This is a genomic window from Streptomyces sp. NPDC054872 (genome assembly GCF_053610705.1).
In genome coordinates this window covers 14,830-33,710 of sequence record NZ_JBSGYY010000001.1, presented here as the reverse complement: position 1 = coordinate 33,710, position 18,881 = coordinate 14,830, and the positions used below count along the sequence as shown (strand labels likewise).

General features: G+C 69.0%; 15 protein-coding genes, 1 tRNA gene and 1 pseudogene. 7 read left to right on the top strand and 10 right to left on the bottom strand.

Annotated features, from left to right (window positions below):
• Positions 1-104: 104 nt before the first annotated feature.
• Positions 105-824 (bottom strand): transketolase, encoded by a 720-nt coding sequence (locus ACWGIH_RS00155; protein ID WP_453447429.1) that lies wholly within the window; start codon positions 822-824, stop codon positions 105-107.
• 130 nt (positions 825-954) lie between these two features.
• Here ACWGIH_RS00155 and ACWGIH_RS00150 point away from each other — a divergent pair.
• Positions 955-1,028: transfer RNA gene (locus tag ACWGIH_RS00150), tRNA-Pro, on the top strand.
• A gap of 108 nt (positions 1,029-1,136) precedes the next feature.
• Here the strand turns inward: ACWGIH_RS00150 and ACWGIH_RS00145 are convergent.
• Positions 1,137-2,024, bottom strand: a complete 888-nt coding sequence (locus tag ACWGIH_RS00145) for a glycosyl hydrolase (protein ID WP_453447431.1) — start codon at positions 2,022-2,024, stop codon at positions 1,137-1,139.
• Positions 2,025-2,419: 395 nt separating this feature from the next.
• On the opposite strand from ACWGIH_RS00145, the gene ACWGIH_RS00140 reads away from it, so the two are divergent.
• Positions 2,420-3,514: a hypothetical protein gene (locus tag ACWGIH_RS00140; protein WP_453447432.1), complete on the top strand. Its 1,095-nt coding sequence runs from the start codon at positions 2,420-2,422 to the stop codon at positions 3,512-3,514.
• Between the two features lie 70 nt (positions 3,515-3,584).
• The gene (locus tag ACWGIH_RS00135) at positions 3,585-3,944 is read left to right on the top strand and encodes a hypothetical protein (protein WP_453447434.1); all 360 of its coding nucleotides are present in this window, start codon (positions 3,585-3,587) and stop codon (positions 3,942-3,944) included.
• A gap of 149 nt (positions 3,945-4,093) precedes the next feature.
• On the opposite strand, the gene ACWGIH_RS00130 is transcribed toward ACWGIH_RS00135, so the two are convergent.
• Entirely contained in the window at positions 4,094-5,743 is a 1,650-nt protein-coding gene (locus ACWGIH_RS00130) for a glycine/sarcosine N-methyltransferase (protein WP_453447435.1), read from the bottom strand.
• A gap of 237 nt (positions 5,744-5,980) precedes the next feature.
• Positions 5,981-7,117 (bottom strand): annotated as a pseudogene (locus ACWGIH_RS00125) (pectate lyase family protein); the annotation flags it as partial.
• Between the two features lie 171 nt (positions 7,118-7,288).
• Between ACWGIH_RS00125 and ACWGIH_RS00120 the strand changes: the two are divergent.
• From ACWGIH_RS00120 to ACWGIH_RS00110, 3 genes are read left to right on the top strand one after another with little or no spacing between them, the layout of a single operon-like run.
• Complete coding sequence (locus ACWGIH_RS00120) at positions 7,289-8,092, top strand: alpha/beta fold hydrolase (RefSeq protein ID WP_453447436.1); 804 nt, start codon at positions 7,289-7,291, stop codon at positions 8,090-8,092.
• Positions 8,092-9,423: a PP2C family protein-serine/threonine phosphatase gene (locus ACWGIH_RS00115; RefSeq protein WP_453447438.1), complete on the top strand. Its 1,332-nt coding sequence runs from the start codon at positions 8,092-8,094 to the stop codon at positions 9,421-9,423. The genes ACWGIH_RS00120 and ACWGIH_RS00115 overlap by 1 nt, the downstream gene beginning before the upstream one ends.
• Positions 9,420-9,749 (top strand): STAS domain-containing protein, encoded by a 330-nt coding sequence (locus ACWGIH_RS00110; protein WP_453447439.1) that lies wholly within the window; start codon positions 9,420-9,422, stop codon positions 9,747-9,749. The genes ACWGIH_RS00115 and ACWGIH_RS00110 overlap by 4 nt, the downstream gene beginning before the upstream one ends.
• Before the next feature lie 28 nt (positions 9,750-9,777).
• Here ACWGIH_RS00110 and ACWGIH_RS00105 read toward each other — a convergent pair whose 3' ends face one another.
• A complete protein-coding gene (locus ACWGIH_RS00105) occupies positions 9,778-11,832 on the bottom strand; it encodes a glycoside hydrolase (RefSeq protein ID WP_453447440.1) in 2,055 nt (684 codons plus the stop codon).
• A gap of 169 nt (positions 11,833-12,001) precedes the next feature.
• Here ACWGIH_RS00105 and ACWGIH_RS00100 point away from each other — a divergent pair, with 169 nt between their 5' ends.
• Complete coding sequence (locus tag ACWGIH_RS00100; RefSeq protein ID WP_453447441.1) at positions 12,002-13,189, top strand: MFS transporter; 1,188 nt, start codon at positions 12,002-12,004, stop codon at positions 13,187-13,189.
• 48 nt (positions 13,190-13,237) lie between these two features.
• On the opposite strand, the gene ACWGIH_RS00095 is transcribed toward ACWGIH_RS00100, so the two are convergent.
• From ACWGIH_RS00095 to hisD, 5 genes are all read right to left on the bottom strand, one after another.
• The gene (locus ACWGIH_RS00095) at positions 13,238-14,236 is read right to left on the bottom strand and encodes an ester cyclase (RefSeq protein ID WP_453447443.1); all 999 of its coding nucleotides are present in this window, start codon (positions 14,234-14,236) and stop codon (positions 13,238-13,240) included.
• 120 nt (positions 14,237-14,356) lie between these two features.
• Positions 14,357-15,703, bottom strand: a complete 1,347-nt coding sequence (locus ACWGIH_RS00090) for an MFS transporter (protein WP_453447445.1) — start codon at positions 15,701-15,703, stop codon at positions 14,357-14,359.
• A gap of 217 nt (positions 15,704-15,920) precedes the next feature.
• The gene (locus tag ACWGIH_RS00085) at positions 15,921-16,757 is read right to left on the bottom strand and encodes an HpcH/HpaI aldolase family protein (RefSeq protein ID WP_453447447.1); all 837 of its coding nucleotides are present in this window, start codon (positions 16,755-16,757) and stop codon (positions 15,921-15,923) included.
• Positions 16,754-17,527, bottom strand: a complete 774-nt coding sequence (locus ACWGIH_RS00080) for an SDR family NAD(P)-dependent oxidoreductase (RefSeq protein WP_453447448.1) — start codon at positions 17,525-17,527, stop codon at positions 16,754-16,756. Before ACWGIH_RS00080 ends, ACWGIH_RS00085 begins: the two co-directional genes overlap by 4 nt.
• Positions 17,524-18,834, bottom strand: a complete 1,311-nt coding sequence (hisD, locus tag ACWGIH_RS00075; protein WP_453447450.1) for a histidinol dehydrogenase — start codon at positions 18,832-18,834, stop codon at positions 17,524-17,526. The genes ACWGIH_RS00080 and hisD overlap by 4 nt, the downstream gene beginning before the upstream one ends.
• Positions 18,835-18,881 lie beyond the last annotated feature (47 nt).

The window sequence follows — 18,881 nt, the reverse complement described above, 5'->3', positions numbered from 1 at the left end:
CCGAGGGTGGGCGAAAAAGGCAGGCGAACGGATCGACGGGCCTGAGGCAGAGCAACCGGCCGTGTGGCCGAGCTCCTACGGACTACAGACGAACTACAGACGGACTACAGGCCCTTCGGCTCGACCCGGGCGACGACGACGCGTGGCTGCCCGGGGTGCGGCGCGGTGAAGGCCGCGTACAACGCGTCGTGATCGCGCCCGTCGACGGTCGCGGTGGACCACCCGGCGGCTTCGAAGCGAGCGGCGATCCCGCCGGGCCTGGCGTGCCGGGCGGAGGCGTTGTCGATCACGACGGTGTGCAGCCGTTCCAGTCCGGCGGGCCCGGCGAAGGCGATGGCCTCGTGATTGCTGCCCTCGTCCAGCTCCGCGTCCCCGACGAGCACCCACACCCGGGCGTCCACGATCTTCCGCGCGCTGAGCCCCAGCGCGGTCCCGACCGCGATCGGCAGCCCATGCCCGAGCGATCCGCTCCCGATCTCGACCCCCGGCACGAGCACCCGGTCCGGATGGTGCCCCAGTGGCGAGTCGTAGGACCCGAACCCCTCCAGCCAGTCGACGGGGATGAAGCCCTTGGCGGCGAGGACGGCGTAGTACGCCATGGGGCCGTGCCCCTTGGACAGCAGGAACCGGTCGCGCCCCGCCTCCTCCATCTGCTCGGGTGTGACCCTGAGCACCCGGTCATAGAGGACCCAGAGCGCGTCAAGGGTGGACGTCGCGGCGGGACCGTGCTTCTCGTCCCCCGTCACCCGCCCCATGAGGCGGGAGAGGTCTGCGTATCCGTATCCGTCCGCACGCCCGAGCGCGCGTTCCGTTGTCGTCGTCATGCCACAGAGAGTGCAACCTCAAGTTCGCTTGAGGTCAACCGCCCACGAAAGGCGTGAGCGATCACGGCTCCGAGTGCGGTATTGTTTCGGTGCACGTTCGGCCAGGGGAAACCCCAGGTCACACGGGCACCGGGACGTGGCGCAGCTTGGTAGCGCACTTGACTGGGGGTCAAGGGGTCGCAGGTTCAAATCCTGTCGTCCCGACGGAAACGTCGCAGGTAGGGGCCATCTTCGGATGGCCCCTACTTCGTTTTGGGAGCGAATCTGGGAGCGGGGGGCCGCTCGGTGGCGCTTCGAGCTTTCCGGCGATCTCTAGCCGCCGAAGCGGAGCTTGTACTGCGCCTTGCCCTTGGGGTAGTCGGCCAGTGTTCCGCCGCCCCAGTCGAAGTCGAAGTACGCCTGGTACGTCGAGTCCTTCACCAGGTCGGCCATGCGGTCGATGAAGTACGGGGAGTCGCCGCCGCCCATGTAGGAGTCGCCCCTCCCGTAGAGGCCCCATTCGGGATAGGACTTCGGCTTGCGGTGTGCGGCGGCGAACGCCTTGAAGTCGTTCACGCCCATGGGGGTGGTGAGGGTGTGGTCCCATCGCTGGGCGGGCGTCGCGTCCGGGTGCTCCCACCACACGTCATAGATGTTCAGACCCACGATGTCGACGTAGTCGTCGCCGGGATACAGCGTCTCGAACGATGTGACCTTGCCCGAGGTGCCGACAGCCATGTTGTAGTCGAAGCGGAAATGCGTCCCGGTTCGGGCACGCATGAGGGTCACCACCCGGCGGAACATCTCTCGATAAGCCGCCGGATCGTCAGTTCCCTGCCACGCGCCGATGGTCTTGTTATTGCCCTCGTATCCGAGGCGGATGACGGAATCGGCGAGGCCATTCCTGACCAGCAGGTCGGCGAGGTCCCGGAACTGGCTGTCGTACGTGCCGGCGAGCGCGTCCTTGAAGTTTCCGCCCTTGGGCAGCATCGGCAGCCCGAGCACGAACTGCCGGCCGTCCCCGGCCTTCTTCCAGTCGCCCCAGTACTTGGCCGCGTACTGATTCCACCCGTCGTTCTCGGACGGGTCCAGATAGTCCGTGGCGTCCATCTGCGACCGCCCGAGCCACGTCCGCGAATCGTTCACGGCATCGGTCTTGCCCGGCCCGGCGTAGACACCCAGGCGAGGGGGGACGGCGGCACCTTCGGAAGGCATGGCCATGGTCGTGAGGATAACCCCGGCCATGGCGATGATCGTTGCCAGCTTTCGCTTCAATTCGCGTCCTTTTCGACCCCGGCCCCCCAGTTCCAGGACATTCTCAGGAGGATTGTGTGTGCAGGCAATGAGAGGCCTTTACTAGGCGTCTTCGTAGGGTGAGTGATTCTTTAGTGATTCGTGGTGATTTTTGGTTGGTTCGCTCGCCCTGTATCCGGCACGGCGCACTGCTACCGAGCATCGTTGGTGTGGGGCGCGGCATGGCGCATCTCACGCCACTCAAGCCGGGTTCGCCCCGTCAGAGCCGCGGAACGGCGCCGGCCGAGCCGTGTGTGAAGATACGCGGATGACGGTCGGCCCTGGGGAGAGGCCGGGTGCGTGCGAAGGGGTGGGGACGCGGCGTGGGCAAGGATGGGTCCATATCGGACGAGGAGTGGGCGCGCTTCCTGCGGGATGCCGAGGCCGGCGCGGAGAGCGCTCCCGAGGAGCCGTCGGCGCGGGCCCGCATGGTGGCGCGGCGGTTGCGGGAGGAGCCCGGCCGGCCGGAGGGGTGGCGGACCCATCAACCGGTCCGGCGGCGACGGGGCAAGGGCTGGTATGTGGTCGGTCTGGTCGCGGTCGCACTCGTCCTGGCGGTGGCGGTTGCGCCGGGAAGCCTGACGGGATGGTTCGGTGGTGGTGGCGGGGACGCCCCGCAGGCCGCCGCGGAGTCGGCGCGTCCGGAGCAGGCGCCGGCGACGGAGGCCGCGGCCCAACGGCCCACGGTGGACGAGCCGTTCAGAGGGTCGCCCGCGGCACGGTGGCGTGACGGAGCGGCGGGGATTCATCTGCCTGAAGCGCGGGCGACGGGCTGGATGAGCCGGGAGCAGGTCACACACACCCTCGAGAGGTCCCGGGATTTCCTTGTGGCGTCCAGTCTGGACCCCGGGGTGCTGCGCGGGGAGCGGCCCGGCAAGGCGATCGAACTCATCAATCCTCATCAGGCCGACGTCAAGGACTTCCTGTCCGCCGCGTTCAGCGCGCCCAGCCGCGAGAACGACCCCCTGCTGATGTTCAGCCGGTTCGAGAAGTCGAAGGTGCGACTCGTCGGGGACGTGGTCAAGACGCGGGGCCGGATCACCTTCGGCGAAGGCAAGCGCGGCGCCGTCGAGGTGACCGCCGATGTCACGTACGTCTATCCGGTCGTGAGCGCCGAAGCGGGCAGCGAGGACGTCGTACGTACCATCGTGCGCCGCGAGACCGTGATGAGCTGGGACGATCCGGCGAAGGTGGTCACCAAGAAGGGGACGTTCTCCTTTGTCTCGTACAAGGTCGACACCACCAACGGCGGCTGCGACACCTACACCGGCTACCTCACCCCCGAATTCGGTGCCGAGCGTGCCGCTCCGAACGCGCAGGACGGCCCCGAAGTCGACCCGTACGACCGCAGCGAGTCGATGGACGCGCGCATGCGTGAGTCCGACAGAGAGGGATGCGGCACTGCCTCACGCTCGTGACGGGTGTGCGATGCCGCCGGTGCACCACTGCGTGAGCTGAGCGGGCGGCCGGTGATTAGAATCTTCTCTCATGTCGAAGCCTGACGAACTGCTCGTTGACGTCGCCGCCCTGGTGGAGTCCGGGCACAGCAATCAGATGTCTCTGACCGTGGTCGCCTGTGGTGCTGTCATCACGGGCAGGCTGGCTCCCGAATCCGTCTGGAGGCAGCGGGTCTCGGAGGTTCTGGCCGACTCGGACCGCCTGAGCGATTTCTCCGCCATGTTCACCGCCGGGACGGACAAGGAGGGGCCGCCGAGGCATCTGCACTTCCATGTGGCGCGCATTCTGCAGGGCACGGTGGGGATCCCGGAGACCGGCGGAATGTACCGCGTGGCGATCGAGGACGTCAGCGCCTGGACCATCGGCGACTTCAGCTACTCCGATCACTGAATCCACTGCCGCTGATCTGCTCATCCGCCGACGCACTGACCTGAGAGCGTACTGACCTGAGAACGTACTGAGGGCCCGGGCGCCAGATGGCGCCCGGGCCCCGAGGGCTGCTCGGGTGCCCCGCTCAGCCGACTCGTTCAATAGCCCGCTCAGTCACCGACGCCGAGCCTGAAGTGGAAGATTCCCCAGGTCAGGTGGGCGTCGCGGCCGCCGTCGATCCAGTGGCCAAGACCCTTCTTCATCTGGGCGAGGTAGTCGTGGCTGATCCTTCTGGCCAGCCCCTCGGCCTCCTGCCGCTCGGTTTCCTCAAGGACCCGCGTGTAGTGGTTCACCAACTGCTCGCGGTGCTCCTGGAAGCCACCGTCGACAGCGGTGAAGCCGAGCCGGTCCAGCTCACGTGTGTAGAAGCCGGGCGAGCCCATGTCGTCCAGATGGATCCGGTCGAGGATCGGCTGCAGCACGTCCGTGCGGCCGCCGTCCGCCGCCATCGGGTCGGTGAAGATGAGATGGCCGCCCGGCCGCAGCACCCGCGCGATCTCCTCCAGGACCTGGACCCGGTTCCCGCTGTGCAGGAAGGCGTCCTGGGACCAGATGACGTCCACCTGGTCGTCCGCGTACGGGATGTCCTCGAAGGACCCGTCCACGACCTCGATCCTGTCGGTGAGCGAGCGGGCCGAGTTCAACTCCTTGTGGCGCTGGTTCTCCACCTCGCTGAGGTTGAGGGCGAGGACCCGGCAGCCGTACGTCTCCGCCAGATACCGCGCCGAGCCGCCGAACCCCGAACCGAGGTCGAGCACCACGGATTCCCGGGTCAGTTCCAGCTGCGACGCCATCCGCTCCACGGTCCGCCTGCTCGCGGCCGCGATGGGTTCGACGGGGCTTTCGTACAGGCCGATATGAATGTCCTCGCCGCCCCACACCGAGGCGTAGAAGGTGTCGGCGTCGGGCGAGTTGTAGTAACTGCGGGCGGTGCCGACCGCGCCCTTGTACTGTCCTTCGTCCTCTATCCGGTACTCCTTCTCCGCCACGTGCACGAAGAAGTCCGGCTGCTCGCCACGGTAGGTGTGCTGGAAGTCGCCGTAGGTCTCGATGTGCTGGAAACCCACCTCGGACATCAGCCGCCGGGTGTAGTCCTTTCGCAGCGGGAACATGTTGAGGTGGTAGATGGAGTCGTCCGGGAAGCTGTACCGCATGCGGCACAGGCCTTCGTCGACGTACTCCGGCTCCACGATGACGTCCTCACCGCAGTAGTAGTACCTGTGCTTGCTGGTGTACCCGTCGTCCAGGACCGCGTCGTAATTGCGCTGGTCCAGGACGAGAATTCCGTCGTGCTTGAGCATCGCGTAGAACTCGGCCAGTGCCTTGCGCCGGTCCCGCTCCGAGAAGAGATGCGTGAAGGAGTTGCCGAGGCAGACGATGGCGTCGTACTCCCCGTGGACGTCTCTGTTGAGCCATCGCCAGTCCGCCTGAACGACCCGCAGGATGTGCCCTCCCTGCTTCGTGCCGTTCTCGAACGCCCTCGCCAGCATTTCCGCGCTGCCGTCCGCGCTCACGGTCTCGAATCCGGCGGCCAGCAGCCGTACGGAATGGAATCCCGTGCCCGTCGCGACGTCGAGCACGCTCCTCACCCCCCACTTGCGCAGCAGGTCGATGAAGAAGTTCCCTTCGCTCTCCTCCCTTTTCTCCCAATCTATGAGGGAGTCCCATTTCTCTACGAAGCTGGGGACGTACTCCTCCGTGTAGTGCCCGGTTTCGCGTACTTCGACAGGGTTGTCGCCGAACTCTTGAGCCGGTTGCACGATGATGGGGACCCTTCAGCCTTGAGGAATCCTGCCCGGCACGGCAGCCCAGGCCGGCGCATGCCGCAGGCCTGGGGAGCCGCGTGGTGTGAGCGGATTGCTATCCAAGACTGGGGGGTCTGATTCCTCCAAAGTTCGTATACGGAGCTGAAGTTGGGCCGAATACCGGCCTTGGCCAGCGGCTTTTCCGCCTCAAGATTGTTTGCGCAGGCGGGGGCAGGGCGGCCGCTGTGCCTAGCATGTGCCGTCCGACACCTTGAGGCCGGTGTTCGCTCCCGCCGTCCTCGCCACGATGGCCGGTACGCAGGCGGCGCTGTCGAGCTTGTACGTGTAGGGGATGCTCACCGTGGTGTTGGACGTCGGGTTCGGGCCCGCCGGCTTGTACTCGTCGTCGGCGGGGGACCAGGTCACCTTGTCGAAGGTGTTGCCGCTGACCTGCCAGGAGCCGGCCGCGTCGGTGTAGAACGTGCCGAGGACGTCCTTGGAGTCCTTGAAGTAGTTGTTGTCCACCTTGGCCTTGGCTCCGGCGCGGGAGTTGATGCCGGACTCGTTCAGGCCCACGTAGTAGTTGTTGTAGATGTGGGCCGTGCCGCCGCGGAGCAGGGGCGTGCGCGAGTCGATGTTCTCGTACTTGTTGTGGTCGTACGTGACGAAGCCGTTCGAGACGTCGCTCTCGCTGGACCCGACGAGGCCGCCGCGCCCCGAGTTGCGCAGGACGCTGTACGACAAGGTCACGTACTGCGTGTTGTTCTTCATGTCGAACAGGCCGTCGTAGCCCTCCGACTCCCCGCCCGACGCCTCCAGGGTCGTGTGGTCGACCCAGACGTTGCGGACGTCGCTCTCCATGCCGATGGCGTCGCCGCCGTTCGACGTGGGGGAGCCGGACTTCTTGACGTTCTTGACGGTCACGTTCTGGATGATGATGTTGCTGGAATCCCTTATGTGGATGCCCAGTTGGTCGAAGACAGCACCATTTCCGACGCCGACGATCGTGACGTTGCTGATCTGCTTGAGTTCGATCACACCGGCGGCGGTGTTGCAGCTGTCGCCCGACACCTTCGTGGTGTTGCCGTGGTTGATCGTCCCCTCCACCTCGATGGTGATCGGAGTGTCGTCGGCGGCGCGGCCGCACAGTGCCGTGTGGATCGCGGTGCCCGTCGTGGCCCGCACCGTCTTCCCGCCCGCGCCGCCGGTGGTCCCGCCGTTCTGCGTCGCGTAGCCGGTGGCGCTGCCGACCGCGGCCGAGGCCCCCGCCCGCGCGGAGGCGTCAGGCTGCGCGTAGGCCTCCGGCAGCGTCAGCGCCGCACCGGTCGCGGCCGTGGCGACCAGCGTGGCCAGCGTGACGTGCAGTCTTCGTGAACGTGCTCGGCTCATGGTCGGCTCCCTGTTCGTCGTTGAATCCGGGGTGTCGCTGTCCCGCACGCCGTAGTGGTCACGGCGGTGCCCGAGGTTGCCGCCTCGCTGCCTCGTTCTTCGCGCCCTGGGGTGACCGTGGGGACGGACTCCGCTCCCGGGGCTCTTGTGGCAGGTGGGAGTATGGACGGCATGGATATTCGAGCCAGGAACAATGTGACGGTCATGGGGCCGGCCGAGGGGCCCGCCGTGGTCCTCGCGCACGGCTTCGGCTGTGACCAGAACATGTGGCGACTGGCTGTGCCGGCCCTGGCGGAGCGGTACCGCGTGGTGCTCTTCGACTACGTCGGCTCCGGTGGTTCGGATCTGTCGGCCTGGAGCCAGGAGCGGTACTCGTCACTCGATGGCTACGCCCAGGACGTCGTCGACGTCTGCGCGGAACTCGGCCTGGAGCAGGCGGCCTTCGTCGGGCATTCGGTCAGCGCCATGGTCGGGGTGCTCGCCGCGCGGATGGCACCGGAGCGCATCGGTTCGCTGGTCATGGTGGCGCCGTCCCCCCGCTACGTCGACGACGACGGCTACCGGGGCGGCTTCACCGCGGAGGACATCGACGAGCTGCTGGCCTCGCTCGACTCGAACTATCTGGGCTGGTCGTCCGCGATGGCGCCGGTGATCATGGGCAACCCGGAGCGGCCGGAGCTGGGTCAGGAACTGACCAACAGTTTCTGCGCCACCGACCCGGACATCGCCCGCGTCTTCGCCCGCACCACGTTCCTGTCCGACAGCCGCGAGGACCTGAAGAGCGTGACGGTGCCCACCCTGGTGCTCGAATGCTCCCAGGACATGATCGCGCCGCGCGAGGTCGGCGCGTACGTGCACGCCGCGATCCCCTCGTCACGCCTGGTCACCCTGGACGCCACCGGGCACTGCCCGCAGCTGAGCGCGCCGGAGGCCACCAACGAAGCCATTCTCGACTTCCTGGGGGCCCGGCGTTGATGAGCCGCGGAGGCGACGAGCCGGAACCGGCTGAGATCGGGGACGCCGCGGGAACGGACGCGGCGTTCACCGCACTGTTGGAGGACAGCGCCGAGGACCTGTACGAGGCGGCTCCCTGCGGCTACCTGTCGACGCTGATGGACGGAACCATCGCCAAGGTCAACACCACGCTGCTCGACTGGCTCGGCATGAAGCGCGAGGCCGTGGTGGGGCAGGTCCGTTTCGCCGATCTCCTCACCGTCGGCGGGAAGCTCTACCACGAGACGCACTTCGCACCATTGCTGCGCATGCAGGGCGAACTGCGGGGCGTCGCACTGGAGATGAAGGGCGCCGACGGGAGCCGGCTGCCGGTGCTGGTCTCCTCCGTGATCAAGCACGGTGGGGAGGGCGACCCGCTGCTGATCCGTACGACTCTCTTCGACGCCTCCGACCGGCGGGCCTACGAGCAGGAGCTCCTGCACCGCCGCCAGGAGGCGGAGCGGGCGCGTGCCGAGGCGGAGCGGGCGCGTGCGGAGGCGGAGGAGGCCCGTCGGCAGGCCGAGGCCGACCGGCAACGCCTCGCGGACTCGCTCGCGGTGCTGCAGCAGTCCCTCGTGCCCTCCTCGCTGCCCGCCGTGCCGGGGCTCGAGGCAGCCGTCTACTACCACACGGCCTCTCCGGACCGCCTCGGCGGCGACTTCTACGACCTGTTCGCCCTGGGCGACGGCCGGTGGGCCTTCTTCCTCGGGGACGTCTGCGGCAAGGGCCCCCAGGCGGCGTCACTCACCTCACTCACGCGGTACACCCTGCGGGCCGCGGCACTGCACGATCCCGAGCCCACCGCGGCCCTGAGCACGCTGAACGCCGTCCTCCAGGAGCGCTACGGAGCCAGTGGCGACCCCCGCTACTGCACGGTCATCTTCGGCGTCGTCCAGCCGGGCGCCGAGGACGGCGACATCACCGTGCGCCTCGCCTCCGGCGGGCACCCGCCGGCGCTGGTCCTGCGGGCCGACGGCACCGCCGACTACCTCCCCACCCCCGGAGGGCTGCTCGTCGGCGTGCTGCCCGAGGCCCGGTTCACCACCGCGGAGACCACCCTCGCCGCCGGTGACACGCTGTTGCTCTACACCGACGGGCTCACCGAGGCCCGTACCGGCTCCACTCGCCGGAGCCTCTTCGGCGACGAGGCGCTCCAGGACTTCGCCGCCGAACACGCCCCCACCACACCCCACGAGATGATCGCCGCGCTGACCGGGCTGCTGGAGAGCTTCGGTGACGGCCTGGACGACGACACCGCACTGCTCGCACTGGGCGTCCCCACCGCCCACCCGGCAACGGATCACGCACGATGAGCCCTCTGAACATCACCTACCGCAGCACTGTCACCGGACCCGTCCTGCACGTGGCCGGCGAACTCGACTACGAGCGGGCCACCGCCCTGCGCGAACAGGTCGACTGCCTGGCCCTGTCCCGGGGGCAGAACCTGACCATCGACCTGTCCCGCCTGGAGTTCTGCGACTCCACCGGCATCAGCGTCCTGCTCGCAGCCCGCCAGCGCGCCCAGGCCGCGGAGGCCGAGTTGATCCTGGTCGGCATCCCCGCCAACACGTTGCGCATCCTGCGGATCGTCGGCCTGGACCAGGTCTTCACCATCCACCCCGTGAGCGAAACAGCTTGAGCGGTACAGGTCAGGGCAGCGGTGAAGGTCAGGGCAGCCGTGCGGGACAGAGACGGTGGGGCTTCGGCTCGCCCTTGAGCCTGGCGTCCGCGCAGCCGCCCGGCAGCGACCCGTACGCCGTCGTGCCGAAGTTGGCCGTCACCGTCAGTTTGCCGTCGCCGAACTCCGAGCGCTGCACCGTCCCGTCAGCGGTGAGCCGCCGGTAGTCGGTCATCCGCTCGGTGCCCGCGGCCTGGTGGAGAGGTGCGAAAGAGCGTTGCAGCGCGGCCATTTCCCTGCCCGTGGACCTCAAGTTCTTCTCCCCGAGCGTGAAGTTGAGCGGGGTGTTGTAGAGCGCGGACATCAGCGCTCGGTCGGTCTTCTGCTCCGGGAGTTTGTTGTACGGCATTTCCCAGCGGTCGGTGTTGATGACGGAATCGTGCAGCGCGGTCTCGTACAGGGGGACGCGATAGCGCGGGTCGTACATCGCCTTTGCCAGAGCGGGCGGCAGTTCGGCCTCCTTGAAGAAGAACGCGGGCTCGCCCTGCGGCGCGTAACCGCCCCACTTCTCCTTGTTCTTCTCCAGCTTCCACAAGCCGTCGGCGACCGGTGTCTGGGCACCGTGGTTGAAGGCGAGCACGGGGGCGGCCCACGCGCCCGCCGACTCGGAGCCGAGGACGAACTTGTCGTCGGAGGCCAGTTTCCGCATGCGCTCCAGGCGATTGGCGCGATCCTGCTTCTTGTTCATGCGATGACCCTCGCTGCTGTCGGTGAACAGCTCGCCCGCCGCGTCGACATCCAGGAAATAGCTGTCGGCGCCATTGGCCGTCATCTTCTTCGCCCGGTCGGCCAGGTAGTGCTTGCCGGGCTCGGCCTGCTTGAAGGCCTGAGTGCTGACATAGCAGCCCCGGCCACCGAAGCCTTCCTTGATCTCACCCTTCCAGTCCCTCACGCAGAAGTCCGGGTAGACCGAGCCGGGCCATTTCGATGACGGGTTGTCGGCGGTTTCGGAGGGCTGGCCGTTGGCGTAGGAGTCGTACGGGGCGACCAGATAGCCGTTGCGCTTCGCCGCCCGCACGGCCTGCTCGTCCATCGGCCGGTCGTCCGCGTCGTAACCGAGCCAGAGCCGCGAGACACCGAGCTCACGCAGCTGGTGCACGCCCTTCGCGGTACGTGCGCTGCCCCAGGCGTAGGCGTGCACGGCCCCCAACAGGCGCTTCACTTCCGGGTTCTCGTGGATTTTCTGCTTCAGCGAGCGCAGCTCGCCGTGTTCGTCGAGATAGTCGCGGTAGTCGACGGCGGAGGAGACCGGGGACGAGTCGGTGAGGGAGAAGTGCACCGTGTAGTCGCGGGTCCGCTCGCGTTGCGAGAACGCGTGCCGTGCGGTGGAGCCGATCCGGCCGCCCTTCGAGACGAAGGCGAGCGACGTGCCGACCTCCTCCGGCACGATGTAGCCGACACCGTGCTCACCTTGGGTGTAGCCCCAGGCCGGAAGGGTGAGGCCGCCCGAGAGCTCGGCCTCCGAGTCCTTGAGACCGGCCTCGCCGGAGTTCCAGAAGGTGTCGCTCACCGGGACACGCAGGCCCTCGCCGCGGGGGATCTGCAGGGCCGCGTCGGCGCCCGGCGTCGTACTGGGCCAGGACAGATTCTGGTCGGTCGTGGAGTGCACCGTCATGCGCAGGCGGCCGCGCTCGCTCTTCGCCGTGACCGTGAGCTGCTTGTCGGGGTACGACCAGTGGGCCGTGCCGCCGTCCACGGTCACCTCGCCCGGCTTCCCGAGCCGCTGTCCCGCCGAGCCGGACACCGGGAGCGAGGTCCCGTCGCCGGTCTGACCCGTGACGCGCAGCGACCCCGTGTCCACCCGCGCGGTGCCGCCCCGCACGGCGAAGTCCACGGCGCTGCCGTGCACTTGAGGCGGCAGCGGCGACCCGCCACCGGACGGCGGCTCGGCCATGGCCAGATAGCCCGCCGACGCCGTACCCGCGGCCAGCGCCACGGCCGCGGCGATGCCGTACGTACGGACGCGACGCCGGCGCCGTGCCCCCGCGACGTCACTGTGCCGGGCTTTCCGGGGCTGACTGCTGTTGCTCTTCGCGTAGTTCACAGGGGAGAGCGTCGGGGCCGCGCTTAAGAAGTTTCTAAGAGGGCCCCTACGGATGCGGTGGGGCGCGGCGCGAGCCGCAGCGGTGACCCGTCGAGTAATGGCGGATCATCGGCATCTTCTGGCAGATTATCGGAAGTGCGACACGGGTCCCGGCGTCGACGATGACGGGGTGCGAAGGAATACGTCCATCACTCTCCTGTCCGCCGGGCACGCCTGCGTCGACGTGTATCAGGGCGCCGTGGCGTCCCTGGTGCCGTTCTTCGTCGCCGAGCGCGCCTACAGTTACGCCGCCGTCTCGGGCATCGTGCTCGCCGCCTCGCTCCTGTCGTCGGTGGCGCAACCGCTGTTCGGCATCCTCACGGACCGCCGGTCGATGCCGTGGCTGCTCCCCGTCAGCACGCTGCTGGGCGGTCTGGGCATCGCCTTGAGCGGGGTGAGCGGCTCGTACGGGCTGACCCTCGTCTTCGTGGCGGTGTCCGGGGTGGGCGTGGCCGCCTATCACCCCGAGTCCGCACGGGTCGCCCGGCTCGCGAGTCAGGGCAGTCACCGGGGCATGGGGTGGTTCTCGCTCGGCGGGAACCTCGGCTTCGCGCTCGCCCCGCTCCTGGTCACCGCCGTGGTCGCCGCGGGAGGCCTGCGGCTGACTCCGCTGCTCGTCCTCCCGGCGCTCGTCGGCGCCGTGTTGTGCCTGCCCGTGCTGCGTGCGCTGGAGCGGCAGCGAGAGGCCGACGGGGGTGGCGCCGGCACGGCGGCGGTAGCGGCGGAGGACGACAGGGCGTCGTTCGTGAAGCTGTCGCTGGCCGTGGTGTGCCGGTCGATCGTCTACATCGGCCTGAGCACCTTCATCTCCCTGCTCGCCAAGGAGCGCATGGGCGGAAGTACGGCCGCGGGCACAGCCGCGCTGTTCGTGCTCTACCTCGGTGGCGCGGTGGGCTCGGTGCTGGGCGGCGCGCTGGCCGAGCGCTGGGACCGGGTCACCGTGGCCCGCTGGTCGTACCTGCTCACGGCCGTCTGTGTCGCGGGTGTGGTGTTCGTGCCCGGCCCTGCGTTCTATCCGTGCGCGGCGCTGACCTCGGCCGGCCTGTACGTCCCCTTCTCGCTGCAGGTCACGCTCGGGCAGGACTACCTGCCTTCCCGCGTCGGCACCGCGAGCGGGATCACGCTCGGCCTGACCGTCAGCGTCGGTGGCTTGGTGAGCCCCTTGATCGGCGCCCTCGCCGACGCGACATCCCTGCGCGGCGCCCTGGCGCCCCTGATCCTGATGCCCGTACTGAGCTGGCTGCTGTTCCGCACCCTGCCCGAACCCGGATCCGGACCCGGACACCCCGTGCCGCAACGCACGGGGGCGGCCCGCTGAAGGGGGCCCCGGGGCCCCGGGACGCACCGGAGCCCCTCACCGTCCCCTTCAGTAGATGTTGGCCTCCACCTCCGGGCCGTCGCCCCGCGTGCTGTTGATCTGTGCCCGCAGCGAGATCTCGTCGTACACACGGAACTCCCGTACGATCCGGCCGTCCTGGACCAGGAACTGGGAGACGCCGAGCATGGTCACCGGCTTGTCGGTCAGCCGGCCGAAGTCCGGCGTGCCCCGGTAGGTGCCGTGCATGGTCCAGGTGACGGCCACCCGCAGGCCCGCGTACCGCGGCGAGTAGTTGGTCTGCACGTCCCGTACCTCGAACCGGGCGTCGGGGAAGGCGGCCACCATGGCCATCAGGTCGCTCTGGTAGCGCTCGGGGCGGATGACGGTCCGGTCGCCGATCGTGTGCAGGAAGAGGTCACGCGTCATGAAGTCGTTGACCTTCTGCAGCCTGCGCCGGGTCCACACCTCGTCGATGAACTCGAGGACCATCTCGCACTCGGGCCGGAACTCGTCGGGCCGCGGTCCGCTGACACCGGTGAGCAGCACGTCCTTCGGCGGCTCCTCGGTCATCGATCCGCTGTAGCCCTGGAACCGCAGGGCGCGGGCCGCCTCGTCGGGGTCGATGCCGCTCTGCAGACAGGTGGCCAGCTCATCGCGGACCACCCACTCCTCGACCATCCGGCCGCGGCGGTAGAGGCAGTTGGCGACCGTGCGCTTGCGTATGCGGATGTTCCGCCCGTCGACCAGGTGCTCGTCGTTGGAGAACACGAGGTGCGAGCTGAGGAAGGCGTCGTTCCCACGCGCCTCCCACACCACGTCCTCCGCCTGGCCGATGTGCCCGGGCGTGCTGCCCATGCGCATCGTCGTGCCCTCGATCACGCCGTCGCGGCCCACCACGGTGCCCAGGCTCGTGTGGACGATCGAGTCCGGCTCGTAGTTGTCGACGATGTAGGAGATGTCCCTGCCGACCCAGATGCGGTCGGTGACCTCACGGATGAAGTCGTCCGGGTCCGAGTAGGGGAGGTAGGCGACGGGGTCGAGCGACATGGTGGGTACCTTCTTTTCGATCTCTGGGTATCTGAATGTGTATGCGTATGCGGTGTATGCAGCAGGTGGTCGCTCGGGTGGCCCGGCTACGGGCCGTCCTTGCGACCGGCGGCCCGTAGCTCAGGCGGCAAACTTGTCCGCCCCGAGGTGGCTCCGGTACGTCTCCGTCATGAACGCGCTGACGACCACGAGGGCCAGGATCGCGGCGGCCGCGAGGTAGACCCACACGGCGTAGATCGTGTCGAAGCTGGTGACGAGCAGGGCGGCGACGAACGGCGTGATCCCCATGAAGATGGAGAACGAGCTGTTGTACGCGATGGCGCTGGCGCTGAACCGGGTGCGCGTCGCGAAGAGTTCGGCCGTGCACACCGTGACGATGCCGGTCAGGAAGAACTCGGGGATGATGTAGATCAGTTGGCTGGCGACGGCCGCGCCGAAGGTGCCGTACTCGCCGACCCGGAAGGCCAGCGGGACCAGGACGATGCACGCCACGGCACCGGAGATCAGCATCGGTTTGCGGCCGATCCGGTCCGAGATCATGCCGGCCAGCGGCAGCAGCGGGATGAGCACGGCGACGGAGATGGCGTTGGACGTCAGCGCCATCCAGCGCGGCAGGCCCAGGGTGCCGGTCAGGTACTCCGGATAGAACGTGACCCAGGTGTAGGACAGGATCGCGAGCATGACGGAGACGCCGCAGAACACGAGCATCGGGCGCCACTGCGTGCGCAGCGCCTCGCGGATCGGGGCCTTGACGACGTCGACGCCGCCTTCCGTGGCACGCACGAACTCGGGTGACTCGTCGATGCGCCGGCGCAGCCAGATCCCGACCGCGCTCAGCGGCAGCGCGAGCAGGAACGGGATGCGCCATCCCCACGAGTCCAGCGTCGGGCCCTCGAAGATCCAGCTGGTCAGGGCGGCGGTGCCGGCTCCCGCGAGGATGCCGGCGAAGCAGCTGTTGGAGGCGTACGAGGCGTAGTAGCCGCGCCGCTCGGGCTCCGCCCACTCCACGATGAAGGCCACCGCTCCGACGTACTCCCCGCCCGACACCATCCCCTGGACGACGCGCAGGAGCAGGAGGAGCAGCGGCGCGAAGATCCCGATCTGCTGGTACGTCGGCAGGGCGCCGATCATCGCGGTGGTCACGCCCATGAACACGATGGTGCACAGCAGCGTCTTCTTGCGGCCCACCCGGTCGCCCCAGCGGCCGACGAGCGTCCCGCCGAGCGGGCGGAACAGGCAGGCGATGGCGATGATCGCGTACGTGCTCAGCACGGCGACGGCCTGGTCGCTCTGCGGGAAGAACGCGGGCGCGAGGATCGGCGCCATGTAGCCGTAGAGGCCGTAGTCGAACTGTTCGACGAAGTTTCCGATGCTTCCCGCGCCGATGGCACGGCGTATCGCATTCCGCTTCTCCGCCTCGGTCCCTTGGGGGCCGACTGCGGTGGTGGGCGGCGCTACAGCGGACATGGCTTCTCCGTTCGCGCGGTTTCAGGGGTATGCATACGTATGAACTTCCGCCGAACACTAAGGAGCGTGACGGAGGCCGTCAAGAGTGTGGAGGAGGCGGTTCCGGTGGGGATTCCGGGCAGGGCCCGAGCGGCTGCTCCGGGCGCGGCCGGGCACAACTCCTCAAAGGAGATCCGGAGATCCGGAGATCCGAGGAGTCGTACCCGGCCGCGCGGCGTCATGCGCGCGGGCCCCGACCCTCGCCCGGTGCGGGCGTCGCGAGGGACCGGTAGGTGTCCATCAGGACCTGGGCCATGTTGTAGAGCACCAGCTGTGCCCCCGACCGCGCGGCGGCCCTCGCGCCCTCGACGTCCGGCACGATCGACATCACCGACCGGCCCGCCTCACGGGCATCCCGGTGGGCCCGCGTGACGAACGCGTCGACCATGTCCTGCCCCGGAAAACCGCAGTCCGCCGCCAGGTCGGCCGGGCCCACAAGGACCGCGTCCACCCCCGGGGTCGCGGCGATCTCCGGCGCGGCGGCGCAGGCCCGCTCCGTCTCGATCATCACCACCACCAGGGCCTCCCGCGACGCGGCCACGTGGTCGGCGGCGGAGACCGTGCCGAAGCGGCCCGCTCTGCTGTACGTCGCGAACCCCCGTCTCCCCAGGGGTGGGTAGTGGACCGAGGCCACCGCCCGCCGCGCGTCCTGCGCGTCGTCGACATGCGGATGGATGATCCCCGCCGCCCCCAGGTCCAGGCAGCGCAGGGCGAGGGCGGGCTCGGACGTACCCACCCGCACGAGGACGGCGATGCCCTGCGCGGCCGCGGCCGTCAGATGGTGCTGGAGGAGCGCCGTGTCGGCGGGACCGTGCTCGCAGTCGATGACCACGTAGTCCAGGCCCGCGACCCCGGCCATCTCCACCAAGGTCTCCGAGGGCAGCCGCAGCAGTGCGCCGTACAGCCGCTCGCCCGCCGCGAGCCGCTCTTTGAGGGACCGCCGCCCAACTCCGACGGCAACGGCCTCTCCGGCGGCCGCGGGTTCTCCGGCGTGTACGGCTTCGCCCGCCGTCACCGAGCCACCATCCCCGCCGAGAGGTCGATGTCGGCGCCGCACAGCCCCGGCATCCGGAGCATCGCGGTGACCGCCGCGCCGACCTCGTCCTCGGTGACCATCCGGCCGAGGGCCGACCGCGACACGAACGCCTCCTCGGCCTGCGCGTAGCTGCCGCCGGTACGTTCCGCCTCCAGGCGGAAGTTCCGCTCCATGCGCGGGCCCGAAACCGGCCCGGGGGAAAGGGAGTTGACGCTCACCCCGGAGGGCCCGACCTCGCCTGCCAGGGTGGTGGTCAGGCCGATGACCGCCATCTTCGAGGCGCAGTAGGGCGTACGCCGCAGCAGCGGCCGCTTGCCCGACACCGAGGCGATGTTCACGACGTCGCCCGCGCCCCGCGCCGTCATGGCGGGCAGGAAGGCCCGGCACATCAGGAACACCCCGCGGACGTTGACGTCGAACACCTCGTCCCAGTCCCGGGCCGAGATCTCGGTCAGGGGCGCAACCGGCCCCGCGATCCCGGCGTTGTTGACGAGGATCGAGATCTCCTCGTCCGCGAGACTCCCGGCGAGCGCCTCGACCTCCTCGGGCCTGGACACGTCGCAGACCCGGTGGACCACACCAGGGCCGAGCCGCTCGGCGGTCTCCTTCAGGGCCTGCTCGTTGCGGCCGGTGATCACCACCCGGGCCCCGTCCGCGAGCAGGGCGCGGGTGATGGCGGCGCCGAGTCCGCTGCCGCCCCCGCTGACCAGCGCGGTGCGCCCGGCCAGCGGTGCCGTGGCGCCGCTCATGCGCCGGCCTCGTCGTTCCACGGCAGCGTGCCGTCGCCGTACTTGGCCGCCCGTACGTCGCCGGAGCGGGCGTGTCCCTCGAACAGCTCGACACGCGCGGCGCGCCCGCACACCTCACCGAGCAGTGCCGACGACGCGGTGTCCGTGACCTCTTGGTAGGTGACGGTCTTGAGGTACTTCCCCACCCACAGGCCGCCGGTGTAGCGCGCGGCGCCCCGCGTCGGCAGGACGTGGTTGGTGCCGATGACCTTGTCCCCGTACGAGACGCAGGTCCCTTCCCCGAGGAACAGCGCGCCGTAGTCCCGCATCTTGTCCAGGGCCTGACGCGGGTTCTCCGTCAGGACCTCGACGTGTTCGCTGGCGTAGGAGTCCGCGATCTCGAAGGCCTCGTCGAGGGAGTCCGCCACGACGATCTCGCCGTGGTCGCGCCAGGCGGGCCCCGCGAAGTCCTTCGTCGGCATCCCGGGGAGGAGCCGTTCGATGTGGGCCTCCACCGCGCGGCCCAGCTGCTCGGACGTGGTGACGAGCACCGCGGGGGAGTCCGGGCCGTGCTCGGCCTGCGAGAGGAGGTCGACGGCCACCACGAACGGGTCGGCGTTCTCGTCGGCGATCACCAGGATCTCCGTCGGGCCCGCGAACAGGTCGATGCCCACCTCGCCGAACAACTGCCGCTTGGCCTCGGCGACGTACGCGTTCCCCGGTCCCGCGATCAGCGGCACCCGGCCGACCGTCTCGGTGCCGATGGCCAGGGCGGCCACGGCCTGGACGCCGCCGAGGAGGTGGATCTCGTCGGCCCCGGCCAGATGCATGGCGGCGACCGTCGCGGCGGGGATCTCGCCCCGGATCGGCGGGGTGCAGGCGGCGACGCGCTCCACTCCGGCCACCTTCGCCGTCACGATCGTCATGTGCGCGGACGCGGTCAGCGGGTAGCGCCCACCCGGCACGTAGGCGCCGGCGCCGGCCACGGGGACGTGGCGATGCCCGAGGCGGACACCGGGCAGGGTCTCGATCTCCACGTCGTGCAGCGAGTCGCGCTGGGCCTGGGCGAACGTACGTACCTGTTCCTGCACGAAGCGGATGTCATCGAGGACCGTCTCCGGAACATCGGCGACGATCTTCCTGATCTCGTCCGGGGACAGGCGGAAGGACTCCGGGCTCCAGTCGTCGAACTTCTCGGAGTACTGACGGACCGCTTCGTCACCCCGGTCGCGGATGTCGTCGAGGATGGCGCTGACACGGTCGGCGACATCCGCGCGGGCGGCGCTCACCGTGCCCGCGGGTACGGGGGACTTGAGGAAACGGGGCATGACGGCTCTCTTTCTCGGGCTTCGATAAGGGGGGAGGTTCGTTCATT